Raw genomic sequence first — 14,203 nt, forward strand, 5'->3', positions numbered from 1 at the left:
CGCAGCAAGGGTGTCGTCCCCCTCCGAAGAGAGGGGGAAGGCGCGAAGCGACTCAGGGGGTGATCACAGACTCGTGCCCATTTTGCTGAGGAAGCGCTCGCAGGCGTCGAGCTGGGCCAGCTCGACGAACTCGTCGGGCTTGTGCGCCTGCTCGATGGAGCCGGGGCCGCAGACCACGGTGGGAATGCCGGCGTTGTGGAACAGGCCGGCCTCGGTGCCGTAGGCCACCTTGCGCTTATCCTGGTCGGCGGTCAGCGCGCGCACCAGCTGGGTGATGGCGGCTTCTTCCGAGGCTTCCAGCGCGGGCGCGCTGGCGCCGGTCTCGATCTCGATGCGCGCGTCGGCGAACTCGGCGCGCATGCGCGGCAGCAGTTCGTCGCGCACATAGGACTCGACCTGGGCCTGGATGCCATCCACCGACATGCCGGGCAGGTTGCGGAATTCATAGGCGAATTCGCACAGCTCGGGGATGGTGTTGACCGCGATGCCACCCTGGATCTGGTTGGTGGTCATGGTGGTGAAGGGCACGTCGAAGAATTCGTCGTAGGGGCCGTGCGCCTTGAAGTGGTCGGCGATGTCCCTGATGCGACAGATCAGCCGCGCCGCGTACTCGATGGCATTGCTGCCGCGCGGCGTGAGCGACGAATGCGCGGCCTTGCCGTGCACGCGGCAGCGGTAGAGGTTGATGCCCTTGTGCGCCACCACGACCTGCATGCTGGTGGGCTCGCCGACCACGCAGCCGTCGAAGCGCGCGCCCTCGGCCTTGAGCTGGTTGATCATCACGGGCGCGCCCGCGCAGCCGATTTCCTCGTCGTACGAGAAGGCCAGGTGCACGGGCCTGGCACGCTGCGTGGCCAGGAATTCGGGCACCAGCGCCAGCGAGGCGGCGATGAAGCCCTTCATGTCGCAGCTGCCGCGACCATACAGGCGCCCGCCCTTTTCGGTGAGCGCAAAGGGGTTGGTGCTCCACTGCTGGCCATCGACCGGGACCACGTCGGTATGGCCGGACAGCACGATGCCACCCTGCGTTTCGCCGTTGTGGGCCGGCAAAGTGGCGAAGAGATTGGCCTTGGCGCCGTCCGGAGAGTGGAACAATCGGGCACTCACGCCCAGCGTGGCCAACTCATCGCGTACACACTCGATCAGTGCCAGGTTGGAGTTGCGGCTGGTGGTGTCGAATGCGACCAGTGTTTCCAGCCAGTCGCGGGTGTTTTTCCAGGTAGTCATGTGGTTCCATCTGCGCCATGGCCTGCGCCGCCCTTCGTGGACGACGCAGGCCATGGCATAGGCATTGCATATGGCGAAGCAGTGTACGCCCGGGTTGCGGCCCGGGCAGGCACGCCGACCCATGCCCCGGGCGTGACTGCCGTCTTTTCAATCCCTTTTCGGAAATGGACCCTGCTTTGACCAAGCAAACCGTCTCGACCCGCAACATCGTGGCTGCCGTCATCGGCAACGCGCTGGAGTGGTATGACTTCCTGGTGTTCGCCTTCATGACACCCATCGTCGCCAAGCTGTTCTTCCCCAGCAATCCCGACAATCCGGACGACAACATCAACCGCATCCTGATGACCACGGCCGTGTTCGGCGTGGGCTTCTTCATGCGGCCCGTGGGCGGCATCCTGCTGGGCCTGTACGGGGACCGCAAGGGCCGCAAGGCGGCCATGGTGATGGTGACGGGCCTGATGGCCGTGGCGATCGCGCTGATCACGCTGGCGCCCACCTATGCGGCCGTGGGCATCCTGGCGCCGCTGTTCATCGTGCTGGCACGGCTGCTGCAGGGCTTTGCGGCCGGCGGCGAGTTCGGCACCTCCACGGCACTGCTGATCGAGCTGGCACCGCCCGGCAAGCGCGGCTTCTATGGTTCCTGGCAGATGGCCGGCCAGATGCTGGCCCTGCTGATCGGCGCGGCCACGGGCACGCTGATCACCGAGATCTTCACCGAGGAAGAGCTGATGGCCTGGGCCTGGCGCGTGCCCTTCGCCGTGGGCCTGCTGATCGTTCCCGTGGCGCTGTACATCCGCCGCCATGTGGAGGAGCCCGAGGTCTTCAAGGAAATGCAGGCCGCGCAGGCCAGCGGCAAGGCGCGCCAGATCGGCATCATGGAGATGCTGCGCACGCATGCGCGCGAGACGCTGGTGGGCATGGGCCTGGTGGTCACGGCCACGGTGTCCATCTACATCACCTTCACCTATCTGGTGACCTATGCCACGGTGACGCTGAAGCTGCCCATGCGCGATGCCTTCATGGTGCAGATGGCCGGCGCCGCGCTGATGGTGGTGATCATGCCGTTCTTCGGCGCCCTGTCGGACCGCGTGGGCCGCCGCATGCTGACCATCGGCTCGCTGATCGGCTACCTGGTGGTGCTCTACCCGCTGTATGCCTGGCTGACCGACGGCCCCACGGTGCAGAAGCTGCTGATCACCCAGCTGGTGGTCTGCGTGTTCGTGGCCGTGTTCTTCGGCGTGTTCAGCACGGTGATGGCCGAGCTGTTCCCGCCCCAGGTGCGTTCGGCCGGCATGTCCATGGCCTACAACGTGGCGGTGATGATCTTCGGCGGCTTCGCGCAGTTCATCGTGACCTGGCTGATCCGCTCCACGGGCTCGCCCATGGCGCCGGCCTTCTATGTGATGTTCGGCGTGACGCTGGGCCTGTTCGCGGCCTTCTTCATCAAGGACCGCGCGATGGAGCGCAACCTGCGCTGATCCCGGTGCGGTGCGCAAGGCACCGCGCCCGCGCATACCCCGCATGCCCCGCCACGGGGCCTGCGCCCCGCACGCGCGCCCGCCTGCGCACCATGCGCGGGCATGACGGCCACCCGCCCTGCACCACGGCGGGGAGGCCCGCCCGCATCGGCGGATTTCATGCAGAAAAAGTCAGGGCTGATGCTCTCTCGAGTGCCGCAAATCTGCAGGGAATACCCTCTGCTGGCACGCGTTTCGCTTGTCTACATTCTTGCATGCAAGTTGTAAATCCACTTGCATACAAGATTCCACAACTTGCGAAAGACGACTATGCGCCGCTTTGCCAGATCACTGTTCGGACAGGTGGTGATCGCACTCATCCTGGGTGTGCTCGCCGGAATATTGGCCCCTGAATGGGCCGTGAAGCTCAAGCCCCTGGGCGATGGCTTCATCAAGCTCATCAAGATGATCATTCCCGTGCTGGTGTTCTGCGTGGTGGTGCACGGCATCGCGGGCGCAGGCGACCTCAAGCGCGTGGGCCGGGTCGGCGTCAAGTCGCTGATCTACTTCGAGGTGCTGACCACCATCGCCCTGGTGCTGGGCCTGGTGCTGGCCTTCGTGTTCCAGCCCGGCGCGGGCATGAACGTGGACCCGAGCAAGCTCGACGCCTCGGCCATGAGCGCCTACGCCAGCAACGCCGACAAGCTGACCAGCGGCGGCACGGTGGACTTCCTGATGAAGCTCATCCCCACCACCGTGGTGCAGGCCTTTGCCACGGGCGACGTGCTGCAGGTGCTGCTGTTCGCCGTGCTGTTCGGCTGCGCGCTGACCATGCTGGGCGAGCGCGGCGCGCCCGTGCATGCGCTGATCGACACGCTGTCGAACGTGCTGTTCAAGATCATGGGCATCCTCATCAAGCTGGCCCCGCTGGGCGTGCTGGGTGCGATCTCGTTCACCGTGGGTCAGTACGGCATCGGCTCGCTCAAGCAGCTGGGCATGCTGGTGCTGCTGTTCTACGTGGCGGTGATCTTCTTCGTCTTCGTGGTGCTGGGCCTGGTGATGCGCTTTTCGGGCTTCAGCCTGATCAAGCTGCTGCGCTACCTGCGCGAGGAGCTGATGGTGGTCTTCGCCACCACCTCGTCGGACAGCGTGCTGCCCCAGATCATGGCCAAGCTGCGCAACATGGGCGTGCGCGACTCCACCGTGGGCCTGGTGATTCCCACGGGCTACTCGTTCAACCTGGATGCCTTCTCCATCTACATCACGCTGGCGGCCGTGTTCATCGCCCAGGCCACGAACACGCCCATCGGCATGGCCGACCTGCTGACCATCCTGGCGATTGCGCTGGTGACCTCCAAGGGCGCCCACGGCGTGCCGGGCTCGGCCATCGTGGTGCTGGCGGCCACGCTGCATGCGATTCCGGCCATCCCCGCCATCGGCCTGGTGCTGGTGCTGTCGGTGGACTGGTTCATGGGCATTGCCCGCGCGCTGGGCAACCTGATCGGCAACTGCGTGGCCACCGTGGCCATCGCGGCCTGGGAAGGTGACATCGACCGCGAGCGCGCCCATGCCGTGCTCAACGGCCTGGCCGACAATCAGGGGCCCGACGCCGAGCCCTCCGGCGCCGCCGCCGTCCCCGCAACCGTGACTCCTGCCCACCCTGCAACGCAATGACACCTGTAAGCCCCCAGCACATCGCCGAGCGCGTCGTCGAAGCCATCCTGGCCCAGAAACTGGCGCCCGGCGAACGGCTGGGGGAGCAGGAGCTGGCCGACAACTTCGCGGTCAGCCGAACCATGGTGCGCGAGGCGCTGATGCAGCTGCAGGCGCGCGGCTTCGTGCAGGTGCAGCCCCGGCGCGGCTGGTACGTGGTCCAGCCCTCGGCCGAGGAAGCGCAGGATGCCTTCGCGGCGCGCCGCATCATCGAGACCGGCATCCTGGGTGAGGCCGGCCGCCCGATGCAAAGCGTGATCGGCCAGCTGCGCCGCCACATCGCCCAGGAGCAGGAAGCCATTGCCGGCGCCGACGCGGCCACGCGCGCGTTCCTGCTGGCCGACTTCCACGTCTGCCTGGCCGAGCAGATGGGCCACCGCCTGCTGGCGCTCACCCTGCGCGACCTCACGGCGCGCACCACGCTGGCGGCCACCTTGTTCCAGTCCACGCACAGCGCCAGCCAGTCCTGCGCCGAGCACGAACGCATCGTCGAGGCGCTGGAGCGCGGCGACACCGAGGGCGCCAAGGCCCTGCTGCTGGAGCACATCGGCACGGTGGAACGCTCGCTGGAAATCCGCCCGCCAGAGGCGCCCGACGCCAGCGACCGCCTGCGCGCCACGCTGGCGCCCCTGTTCGGGGGATAACCCTGTGTCGGAGGGGCGGCAAATTTCCGTCGACCGTCGCTAAAACGCCAATCTGGGCCATACGGGACGCACTGTCATGGTGCCGACACGGCTGACTGCATACGCTGCTGAGTTGGCGCATTGCGCGCCGTTCATCAACCCACCACTGCTTCGGATATGACCCAACGTCCTATGTCCTTTTCCCGCACTCCCCTGCTCGCGTCCCTGTGCGCGGCTGCAGTCCTCACGGCCTGCGGCGGTGACGGCGGCTCGTTCTACCTCACGCTCGACGGAAAGCAGCCCCAGGTGATCGCCCACCGCGGCTTCTCGGGCAAGTTCCCGGAGCAGACGCGCATGGCCTATGAGGCCGCCGCCGATGCAGGCGCGGACATGCTCGAACTCGACATGCACATGACGAAGGACTGCCAGCTGGTCGCCCGCCACAACGCCTGGCTCAGCGACAGCACCAACGTGGCCGACGTGGCCAAGACCAATGCCGAAGTGGCACGCCGCCAGCGCACCACGGCCGGCGTGCTGGTCAACGTGAAGTACCCCGCCGTGCCTGCCAACGGCCCCTCGCAATACCTGAGCGACCAGCTCGATGCCAACGATCCCAAGTCCGTGCTCAAGGCCCTGGTGGTCGATGGCGAGGACCACCGCAACGACTGGTCCATCAGCGACTTCACGCTGCAGGAGCTGCGCAGCTGGCTGACCGGCACCATCCTGGACAACCGCAGCGAGCGCCCCACCGAGTGGAACGGCAAGCTGCCCCTGATCAGCGCCCAGGACGTGCTGGACATCGCCGCCGCCAAGGGCAAGGCCCTGGGCCGCACCATCCCCGTCTACGCCGAGACCAAGAACCCCTACTGGAACAACCAGCAGGCGATCGCCAACGGCTGCGGCGCGCCCGGCTCGCGCCCCTTCGAAGATGCGGTGATCAAGCTGCTGGACCAGAACAAGCTCAACGCCAAGGACTCGGCCATCTACATCCAGAGCTTCGACCCGGCCAGCCTCAAGTACCTGCGCCAGGCCGGCATGAAGGCCAAGGGCGTGCAACTGATCGACGGCAACGACTTCAGCCTGCGCGACGGCTCCATGGTCTACATCACCAACGATGAGTGGACCTTCATCAGCGGCCGCCCCTACAGCTGGACCCTGGCCGGCGACGCCCGCACCTTCGCCGCCATGCTCACGCCCGCAGGCCTGGCCGACATCAAGACCTATGCCGACGGCATCGGCCCCTGGAAGCCCCAGGTCCTGGCCCACTCCGTCGTGCCCTACAAGGACGGCGCCGGCCTCAAGGACGTGAACACCGTCAAGGACACGGGCCTGATCCGCGACGCCCACAAGGCCGGCCTGATCGTGCACAGCTTCACCTTCCGCAACGAGCCGGGCCGCCTGGCCGGCCTGTACAAGGGCGACCCCGTGCAGGAATACCTGACCTACTACCGCCTGGGCATCGACGGCGTGTTCACCGACTTCACGGACACGGCCGTGGCGGCGCGCAAGGCGTACAACAAGGAAATCGGGCTCTGAAACTCCCATCCCGCTGACCCATGACAAGGCGCCTCGTGCGCCTTGTTTTTTGGGCGCGGCATCGGACATCCAACCGAACGGAGGCACACTTGTACGGCATGAACAGATACGCAATATCGGCCGCTCTTTTGGCTGGGTCCGCCTTTGCTGCCCATGCCGACCAGATAACGTTTCAGAACGATCTTTCAGCCTGCGTGTCGATCACGGCGACGAAGACTTCCACAGAGTCCAACGTGGTGTGGGCGAACACCCGTGTTCAACTGCGCAAATCGATTGGCGAGTGCGGGTGCCTTTCGGCTCTGGCGACCTACACGAGCAGCGTGAACCGAGGGGGCGTCCGGCAGGTACTGCAGGAAGGCCTGATCGACCTGGGCAGCGGGGGGGAGAGAAAACTCGTCCTTGCGACCGATCCGGCCCTGGTCGCCAACAAGGAGGTGCGGGTTCGGCTGGCGTGCACCGGGCCCTTGTAGGGCATCCTGGCTCCGGCAGCATCGGCGCGCGCGTGAACGCTCCGCCGGATCACATCTTCTGGTCGACTGCCTGCGCCGCTGGCGCGCCCTGTCCGCTATTCCAGTCAAAGATGAATGCCTTTGTCCAAAATAGCGAAAAATCGCACGCCTGACCGGCGTAGCCAAGCCAGCGGTCAACCCAATATCAGGCGAGATTCGGCGCCAGCAACCGGCGCAGCTCCTCAATGTCCATGCCCCGGCGCGCGGCCATGTCGGCGAGCTGGTCCTCGCCGATCTCGCCGACGTTGAAGTAGACGGCGTCGGGGTGGCCGATGTAGAAGCCGCTGACGCTGGAGGCCGGGTTCATGGCAAGGCTTTCGGTCAGGCTCATGCCGATCTCGTCGGCCTTGAGCACGGCGAACAGGTCGGTCTTGGCGCTGTGGTCGGGGCAGGCCGGGTAGCCGGGCGCGGGGCGCACGCCCTTGTACTGTTCCTTGATCAGCGCTTCGTTGCTGAGGTCCTCATCGGGCGCATAGCCCCACAGGTCCTTGCGCACGCGCTGGTGCAGGCATTCGGCGAAGGCCTCGGCCAGGCGGTCGGCCAGGGCCTTGAACATGATGCCGGAGTAGTCGTCCAGCGCGTCCTGGAACTCCTTGTCCTTTTTCTCGGCGCCGATGCCGGCCGTGACGGCGAACAGGCCCGCGTAGTCCTGGATGCCCGATTCCTTGGTGGCCACGAAGTCGGACAGGCAGCGGCTGGGGCGCATCAAGGGCTGGCCATCCGGACCTTCCACCATCTGCTTTTCGGTCTGCTGGCGCATGCCGTACCAGGTCATCAGCACCTGGCTGCGGGACTCATCGGCGTAGAACTCGATGTCATCGCCCACGCGGTTGGCAGGGAACAGGCCGATGGCGCCGTTGGCCTGCAGCCAGCGGCCTTCGATGATCTTCTTGAGCATGGCCTGGCCGTCAGCCAGCACCTTGCGCGCCTCGACGCCGACGATCTCGTCGTCGAGGATGGCCGGATAGGGGCCGGCCAGGTCCCAGGTCTGGAAGAACGGGCCCCAGTCGATGTATTCGGCGATCTCGGCCAGGTCGAAGTTGCGGAACACGCGCCGGCCCAGGGCGCGCGGCGCCACGGGAGCCTGGGAAAAGTCCACGGGCGTGGCGTTGGCGCGGGCCTTTGCCAGAGGCCACAGCGGCGTCTTCTTCTTGTTGGCGTGCTGGGTGCGGACCTTGTCGTAGTCGGCCTGGATCTCGGCCAGGTAGTTGCCCTTGTTCTCGCCCAGCAGGCTCTGGGCCACGCTGACGCTGCGCGAGGCATCGGGCACGTAGACCACGGGGCCTTCGTACTTAGGGGCGATCTTGACGGCGGTGTGCACGCGCGAGCAGGTGGCGCCGCCGATCAGCAGCGGAATCTTCTTGATGCGGAAGTAGTCGTCCTTGTGCATCTCGCCGGCGACGTATTGCATCTCTTCGAGGCTGGGCGTGATCAGGCCCGACAGGCCGATGATGTCCGCGCCCTCGGCCTTGGCCCGGGCCAGGATCTCATGGCAGGGCACCATCACGCCCATGTTGATGACCTCGAAGTTGTTGCACTGCAGGACCACGGTGACGATGTTCTTGCCGATGTCGTGCACATCGCCCTTGACGGTGGCGATGACGATCTTGCCCTTGCTGGACACGTCCAGGCCCGCCGCCTCCTGCTGGCGCTTTTCCTCTTCGATGTAGGGCACGAGGTGGGCCACGGCCTGCTTCATCACGCGCGCCGACTTGACCACCTGGGGCAGGAACATCTTGCCGGCGCCGAACAGGTCGCCCACGATGTTCATGCCGTCCATCAGCGGGCCTTCGATCACGTGCAGCGGGCGGCCGCCGCCCTGCACCACGATCTGCTGGTAGGCCTCTTCGGTGTCGGCGACGATGAAGTCGGTGATGCCGTGCACCAGGGCGTGCGACAGGCGCTCGCCCACGGTCTTCGGGTTCTCGGGCGTGCCGCGCCATTCGAGCTTCTTGCTGTCGTCCTTGGCGGCGCCCTTGGCGGCGTCGGCAATCTCCAGCAGGCGTTCGGCAGCGTCAGGGCGGCGGTTGAGCACCACGTCTTCCACGCGCTCGCGCAGCTGGGGCTCCAGGTCGTCATAGACGCCGACCATGCCGGCGTTGACGATGCCCATGTCCATGCCCGCCGAGATGGCGTGGTACAGGAACACGGTGTGGATGGCCTCGCGCACGGGGTCGTTGCCGCGGAAGCTGAAGCTCACGTTGGAGACGCCGCCCGAGACCTTGGCGCCGGGCAGATTCTTCTTGATCCAGCGCACGGCCTCGATGAAGTCCACGGCGTAGTTGTCGTGCTCCTCGATGCCGGTGGCCACGGCGAAGATGTTGGGGTCGAAGACGATGTCCTCGGGCGGGAAGCCCACCTCGTCCACCAGGATGCGGTAGGCGCGCTCGCAGATCTCGATCTTGCGCTGGTAGGTGTCGGCCTGGCCCTTCTCGTCGAAGGCCATGACCACGGCGGCCGCGCCGTAGCGCCTGATCAGCCGGGCCTGGCGCTTGAATTCATCCAGGCCTTCCTTCATGGAGATGGAGTTGACGATGCCCTTGCCCTGCAGGCAGCGCAGGCCGGCCTCGATGACCTCCCACTTGGAGCTGTCCACCATGACCGGCACCTTGGCGATGTCGGGCTCGGAGGCGATGAGGTTCAGGAAGCGCACCATGGCGGCCTTGCTGTCCAGCATGGCCTCGTCCATGTTCACGTCGATCACCTGGGCGCCGTTTTCCACCTGCTGGCGTGCCACGGACAGCGCTTCCTCGTACTGCTCGTTGAGGATCATGCGCGCAAAGGCCTTGGAGCCCGTGACGTTGGTGCGCTCGCCCACGTTGACGAACAGCGTGCCCTCACCGATGGAGACAGGCTCCAGGCCCGACAGACGCATGGGAGGGGGAGTGAAAGAGGACGACATCAAGCTCACCTGCAAAAACGGCATGGCAACAGGTGAGCGTCGTTGGCACCGTGGGCGCGGTCCGGCCGGGAACCTGCACCTGGCCCAAGCCTGACGCGGCACGCGATCCGGTGTACGGATGGGCGGGTGCCGCGCTGCAACGCTCCTCGGGCCAAAGCCCGGGATTCTACGGCGGCTGGCGGCGGCCTGCAGTGCGGGTTTTACGCCCGCATTCGGGGCAGGCCTGCACAAAGCCATGCGGCACTGCACCAAAGCGCGGCAGCGCGGGCCGCCGGCGCCGCCTTCGGGGCGGATTGTCGATACCCCATCGCCCCGGATTCTTTGCAGCACCTGAGGACAACGCTCCTTTTTTTGAATCTGGCACGCAATTCGCTATCTGCTGGTTACGTGGTCTGACCAGTCAGGCCAAAACCCTCCACCCGCGCCAGCCCATGCAAAGCATTCCGATCTCGATGGCCCAGACGCTGCAGCAGCACATCTTGAGCGGCCACTATCCCGGCGGCAGCCAGCTGCCGCCGCAGCGCGAGCTGGCCCGGCAGCTGGGCATCAGCCGCGCTTCGCTGCGCGAGGCGCTGTCTATGCTGGAGGCCCTGGGCCTGGTCGAGATCCAGCCGGGCAAGGGCGTGCGCATCAACGGCCCGCACAGCGGCCGTGCACGCATGCACCGCGCCTATGCCACCCCGGCGCTGGGCACGCTGTCGCCGCGCCAGCTGATCGAGCTGCGCCTGGTGCTGGAGCCGGGCTGGGCCGCGCTGGCGGCCGTGCGCGCCGACGACAGCGGCCTGCGCCAGCTGCAATGGACCCAGTCCCAGCTGGCCCACGCCCTCGCCCGCAGCGACCTGCTGGCCGCCGCCGACGCCGATCTGCAGTTCCACCTGCTGCTGGCCCAGCTGTCGGGCAACCCGGGCCTGGTGGCCATGGCGCGCCAGCTGGAGCTGGCCATCAGCCACAGCCTGCGCCTGCCGTTTGCCTGGAGCGGCGCCGACGACCAGCCGGTGCGCGAGCACGACGCCATCGTGCAGGCCGTCTGCGCGGGCGATGCGCCGGGTGCCGCGGGCGCCATGCGCGCCCACCTGCTGTCGGCCGCAAGGCGCAGCGGCATCGATCTCGACACACCGGACGACGCGGCGGCGCCCGACGCGACGGCGCCCGATACATCTGCGCCCGACCCTGACCCGCTTTCCTTTCGCCTCATCCCCCCTCCCGAAGGAGCTTTCGCATGACTTCCTCCCTGACACCCCGCCGCGCATTCATCCGCACCGCCCTGGCGGCCGCCACCCTGGCCGCTGCCGGCCTGGGCGGCGCAGCCCATGCCGACATGCTGGCCAACATCCAGAAGGCCGGCGTGCTGCGCGTGGCGATTCCGCAGGACTTCCCGCCCTTCGGCTCGCTGGGCACCGACCTGAAGCTGCAGGGCTATGACATCGACATGGCGGCCCTGGTGGCCCAGGAGCTGGGCGTGAAGGTGGAGCTGGTGCCCGTGACCAGCACCAACCGCATCCCCTTCCTGACCACGGGCAAGGCCGACATCGTCATCTCCAGCCTGGGCAAGAACGCCGAGCGCGCCAAGGTGATCGACTTCACCCAGGCCTATGCGCCCTTCCCCAAGAGCGTCTACGGCCCCAAGGACGTGAGCATCAAGGCCCCTGCCGACCTGGCCGGCAAGACCGTGGGCGTGACGCGCGGCTCCACCGAGGACCTGGCCCTCACGCAGGTGGCGCCGGCCTCGGCCACCATCAAGCGCTACGAGGACAACAACGCCACCGCGCAAAGCTATCTGACGGGCCAGGTGCAGCTGGTGACGCTGGGCAACATCGTGGCCAACGCCGTCAACGAGCGCACCAGGCTGCGCCAGCTGGACGTGAAGTTCGCGGTCGAGGACACACCCTGCTACATCGGCGTGGCCAAGGGCGAGCCGGCGCTGCTGCAGAAGGTGGACGCCATCATCACCAAGCTCAAGGCCGACGGCCGCCTAACCGGCCTGTCCCAGCGCTGGATGAAGATGCCGCTGCCCGCCACCCTGTAACCGCTGCGCCCCTGCTCCCGGAAATCCTTCCATGGCCTATCAATTCGACTTCGGCGCCGTGTTCGACTACAGCGGCCTGCTGGCACAGGGCGCAGGCTTCACGCTGGCGCTGACGGCGGCGGGCGCCGTGCTGGGCGGCGCCATCGGCGTGGCCGGCGGCGTCAGCCGCGCCTGGCGCATTGCGCCGCTGCACTGGCTGTTCAAGGTGTACGTGGAGGGCATACGCAACACGCCCTTCCTGGTGCAGCTGATGTTCGTGTTCTTCGGCCTGCCTTCGCTGGGCGTGCAGATCAACGAATGGCAGGCCTGCCTGCTGACCACGGTGATCAACCTGGGCGCCTACATCACCGAGATCGTGCGCGCCGGCATCCAGGAGACGCCGCGCGGCCAGCTGGAAGCCGCTGGCGCGCTGGGCATGGGCCGCTGGGCGGTCTTCCGCCATGTGGTGCTGCGCCCTGCGCTGCAGCGGGTCTGGCCCTCGCTGAGCAGCCAGATCGTGATCGTGATGCTGGGCACCTCGGTGGTCTCGCAGATCGCCGCCCAGGACCTGACGTTTGCGGCCAACTTCATCCAGTCGCGCAACTTCCGCGCGTTCGAGACCTACCTGGTGGTGACGGCGGCGTACTTCGTGCTGGCCCTGGCACTGCGCCAGTTGCTGGCCTGGATAGGCCAGCGCTTCGTGGTGGGCCGCCGCACGCCGAGTGCAGCCCGGCCCGCTGCACCCGCTGCACCTGCAACCACTGCCGGAGACGCCGCATGATTGCCGACATTCCCCTGCTGCCCATCCTGGCCAAGCTGGCCGAGGGCCTGCTGGCCACGCTGGCGCTGTCGCTGCTGGCCTTCGTGCTGGGCGGCGCCACCGGATTGCTGGTGCTGTTCGCCCGCGTGGGCCGCAGCCAGAACCTGCGCCGCCTGGCCAAGGCCTATATCCAGGCCTTCCAGAACACGCCGCTGCTGATGCAGATGTTCATCGTGTTCTTCGGCTCGTCCATGGCCGGCCTGGACATCTCGCCCTGGACGGCGGCCGCCATCGGCCTGACGCTGTACACCAGCGCCTACCTGGCCGAGGTCTGGCGCGGCTGCGTGGAGTCCATCCCCAGCGGCCAGTGGGAAGCCTCGTCCAGCCTGGCCATGGGCTACCTGCAGCAGATGCGCCATGTGGTGCTGCCGCAGGCGCTGCGCCTGTCGATAGCGCCCACGGTCGGCTTCTCGGTACAGATCATCAAGGGCACGGCCGTGGCCTCGATCATCGGCTTCAGCGAGCTGACCAAGCTCGGCTCCATGCTGGCCAACGCCACCTTCCAGCCCTTCCTCATCTACGGCCTGGTCGCCGCAGGCTACTTCCTGCTGTGCTGGCCCCTGTCCCTCTACGCATCCCATCTGGAGAAGAAACTCTATGCCGCTCGTTGATGTGCGCGCCGTTCACAAGCATTACGGCAACAACCATGTGCTCAAGGGCGTGGACCTGAGCGTGGACAGCGGCCAGGTGGTCGCCATCATCGGCCGCAGCGGCTCGGGCAAGAGCACGCTGCTGCGCTCCATCAACGGGCTGGAGGCCATCCAGTCCGGCCAGATCGTGGTGGACGACGCCGTGCTCAAGGGCTCGGAGGGCAGCGCGCCCTCGCCCGCCCAGCTGCGCGCGCTGCGCCTGAACGTGGGCATGGTGTTCCAGCAGTTCAACCTGTTCCCCCACCTGACGGCGGGCGAGAACGTGGCCCTGTCGCCCACCGTGGTCAAGGGCGTGAAAAAGCCCGAGGCGGCGGCGCTGGCGCGCCAGATGCTGGCCAAGGTCGGCCTGGGCGACAAGTACGACAGCTACCCCGACCAGCTCAGCGGCGGCCAGCAGCAGCGCGTGGCCATTGCACGCGCGCTGGCCATGCAGCCCAAGGTGCTGCTGTGCGACGAGATCACCTCGGCCCTGGACCCGGAGCTGGTCAACGAGGTGCTGGCCGTGGTCAAGCAGCTCGCCGCCGAGGGCATGACGCTGATCATGGTCACGCACGAGATGCGCTTTGCCCGCGACGTGGGCGACCAGCTGGTGTTCATGCACCAGGGCCTGATCCACGAAAGCGGCCCGGCCAAGCAGCTGTTCGCCAGCCCGCAGACGCCGGAGCTGGCGGGCTTCATCGGCGCCGTGCACTGAGCGGTACGGCCAGGCAGGACAAAGGCCCGCGTCGCGGGCCTTTTTTTGCATCGGTGCGGCGCAGGGG

At 66.9% G+C, this 14,203-nt stretch carries 12 protein-coding genes and 1 riboswitch; of the genes, 10 read left to right on the forward strand and 2 right to left on the reverse strand.

All coding sequences use genetic code 11. The features are described 5' to 3' along the window. Positions 1–63 precede the first annotated feature (63 nt). Positions 64–1,227 carry an acetylornithine deacetylase gene (gene argE / locus BW39_RS17035; protein ID WP_043823237.1) on the reverse strand — a complete coding sequence of 388 codons (1,164 nt, stop codon included), beginning with the start codon at positions 1,225–1,227 and terminating at the stop codon, positions 64–66. Positions 1,228–1,391: 164 nt separating this feature from the next. Between argE and BW39_RS17040 the strand changes: the two genes are divergently transcribed. The 5 genes from BW39_RS17040 to BW39_RS17060 all read left to right on the forward strand — a co-directional run bounded on the left by BW39_RS17040 (position 1,392) and on the right by BW39_RS17060 (position 7,026). Beyond that, positions 1,392–2,705 (forward strand): MFS transporter, encoded by a 1,314-nt coding sequence (locus BW39_RS17040; protein WP_012202177.1) that lies wholly within the window; start codon positions 1,392–1,394, stop codon positions 2,703–2,705. 309 nt (positions 2,706–3,014) lie between these two features. Further along, on the forward strand, positions 3,015–4,358 hold the full coding sequence (locus tag BW39_RS17045) for a C4-dicarboxylate transporter DctA (protein WP_043823239.1): 1,344 nt from the start codon (positions 3,015–3,017) through the stop codon (positions 4,356–4,358). Next, complete coding sequence (locus tag BW39_RS17050) at positions 4,355–5,041, forward strand: GntR family transcriptional regulator (RefSeq protein WP_043823241.1); 687 nt, start codon at positions 4,355–4,357, stop codon at positions 5,039–5,041. Before BW39_RS17045 ends, BW39_RS17050 begins: the two co-directional genes overlap by 4 nt. 171 nt (positions 5,042–5,212) lie before the next feature. Further along, positions 5,213–6,556: a glycerophosphodiester phosphodiesterase family protein gene (locus BW39_RS17055; protein ID WP_034397710.1), complete on the forward strand. Its 1,344-nt coding sequence runs from the start codon at positions 5,213–5,215 to the stop codon at positions 6,554–6,556. A gap of 98 nt (positions 6,557–6,654) precedes the next feature. Continuing rightward, entirely contained in the window at positions 6,655–7,026 is a 372-nt protein-coding gene (locus BW39_RS17060; protein WP_052155365.1) for a DUF2195 family protein, read from the forward strand. Positions 7,027–7,210: 184 nt separating this feature from the next. Here the strand turns inward: BW39_RS17060 and metH are convergent, their stop codons facing one another. Beyond that, positions 7,211–9,940, reverse strand: a complete 2,730-nt coding sequence (metH, locus tag BW39_RS17065; protein ID WP_081816233.1) for a methionine synthase — start codon at positions 9,938–9,940, stop codon at positions 7,211–7,213. A 54-nt stretch (positions 9,941–9,994) separates the two neighbouring features. Then, a riboswitch (S-adenosyl-L-homocysteine riboswitch) is annotated at positions 9,995–10,121 on the reverse strand. 277 nt (positions 10,122–10,398) lie between these two features. Between metH and BW39_RS17070 the strand changes: the two genes are divergently transcribed. From BW39_RS17070 to BW39_RS17090, 5 genes are read left to right on the forward strand one after another with little or no spacing between them, the layout of a single operon-like run. Continuing rightward, positions 10,399–11,190, forward strand: a complete 792-nt coding sequence (locus BW39_RS17070) for a FadR/GntR family transcriptional regulator (RefSeq protein ID WP_043823243.1) — start codon at positions 10,399–10,401, stop codon at positions 11,188–11,190. Further along, on the forward strand, positions 11,187–11,993 hold the full coding sequence (locus BW39_RS17075) for a transporter substrate-binding domain-containing protein (RefSeq protein ID WP_043823244.1): 807 nt from the start codon (positions 11,187–11,189) through the stop codon (positions 11,991–11,993). The genes BW39_RS17070 and BW39_RS17075 overlap by 4 nt, the downstream gene beginning before the upstream one ends. Before the next feature lie 31 nt (positions 11,994–12,024). After that, positions 12,025–12,753 (forward strand): amino acid ABC transporter permease, encoded by a 729-nt coding sequence (locus BW39_RS17080; RefSeq protein ID WP_043823245.1) that lies wholly within the window; start codon positions 12,025–12,027, stop codon positions 12,751–12,753. Beyond that, on the forward strand, positions 12,750–13,403 hold the full coding sequence (locus BW39_RS17085) for an amino acid ABC transporter permease (RefSeq protein WP_012202167.1): 654 nt from the start codon (positions 12,750–12,752) through the stop codon (positions 13,401–13,403). The genes BW39_RS17080 and BW39_RS17085 overlap by 4 nt, the downstream gene beginning before the upstream one ends. Further along, positions 13,390–14,136 carry an amino acid ABC transporter ATP-binding protein gene (locus tag BW39_RS17090; protein WP_016448706.1) on the forward strand — a complete coding sequence of 249 codons (747 nt, stop codon included), beginning with the start codon at positions 13,390–13,392 and terminating at the stop codon, positions 14,134–14,136. The genes BW39_RS17085 and BW39_RS17090 overlap by 14 nt, the downstream gene beginning before the upstream one ends. Positions 14,137–14,203: the final 67 nt, after the last annotated feature.

This window comes from Delftia sp. RIT313, from assembly GCF_000632165.1.
In the GTDB taxonomy this organism is placed as follows: Bacteria; Pseudomonadota; Gammaproteobacteria; order Burkholderiales; family Burkholderiaceae_C; genus Comamonas; species Comamonas acidovorans.

Excerpts from the sequence above, each read along its gene's own strand:
- argE (WP_043823237.1), bottom strand. The coding sequence starts at position 1,227 with ATGACTACCTGGAAAAACACCCGCGACTGGCTGGAAACACTGGTCGCA.
- BW39_RS17040 (WP_012202177.1), top strand. The coding sequence starts at position 1,392 with ATGGACCCTGCTTTGACCAAGCAAACCGTCTCGACCCGCAACATCGTG.
- BW39_RS17045 (WP_043823239.1), top strand. The coding sequence starts at position 3,015 with ATGCGCCGCTTTGCCAGATCACTGTTCGGACAGGTGGTGATCGCACTC.
- BW39_RS17050 (WP_043823241.1), top strand. The coding sequence starts at position 4,355 with ATGACACCTGTAAGCCCCCAGCACATCGCCGAGCGCGTCGTCGAAGCC.
- BW39_RS17055 (WP_034397710.1), top strand. The coding sequence starts at position 5,213 with ATGTCCTTTTCCCGCACTCCCCTGCTCGCGTCCCTGTGCGCGGCTGCA.
- BW39_RS17060 (WP_052155365.1), top strand. The coding sequence starts at position 6,655 with ATGAACAGATACGCAATATCGGCCGCTCTTTTGGCTGGGTCCGCCTTT.
- metH (WP_081816233.1), bottom strand. The coding sequence starts at position 9,940 with ATGCGTCTGTCGGGCCTGGAGCCTGTCTCCATCGGTGAGGGCACGCTG.
- BW39_RS17070 (WP_043823243.1), top strand. The coding sequence starts at position 10,399 with ATGCAAAGCATTCCGATCTCGATGGCCCAGACGCTGCAGCAGCACATC.
- BW39_RS17075 (WP_043823244.1), top strand. The coding sequence starts at position 11,187 with ATGACTTCCTCCCTGACACCCCGCCGCGCATTCATCCGCACCGCCCTG.
- BW39_RS17080 (WP_043823245.1), top strand. The coding sequence starts at position 12,025 with ATGGCCTATCAATTCGACTTCGGCGCCGTGTTCGACTACAGCGGCCTG.
- BW39_RS17085 (WP_012202167.1), top strand. The coding sequence starts at position 12,750 with ATGATTGCCGACATTCCCCTGCTGCCCATCCTGGCCAAGCTGGCCGAG.
- BW39_RS17090 (WP_016448706.1), top strand. The coding sequence starts at position 13,390 with ATGCCGCTCGTTGATGTGCGCGCCGTTCACAAGCATTACGGCAACAAC.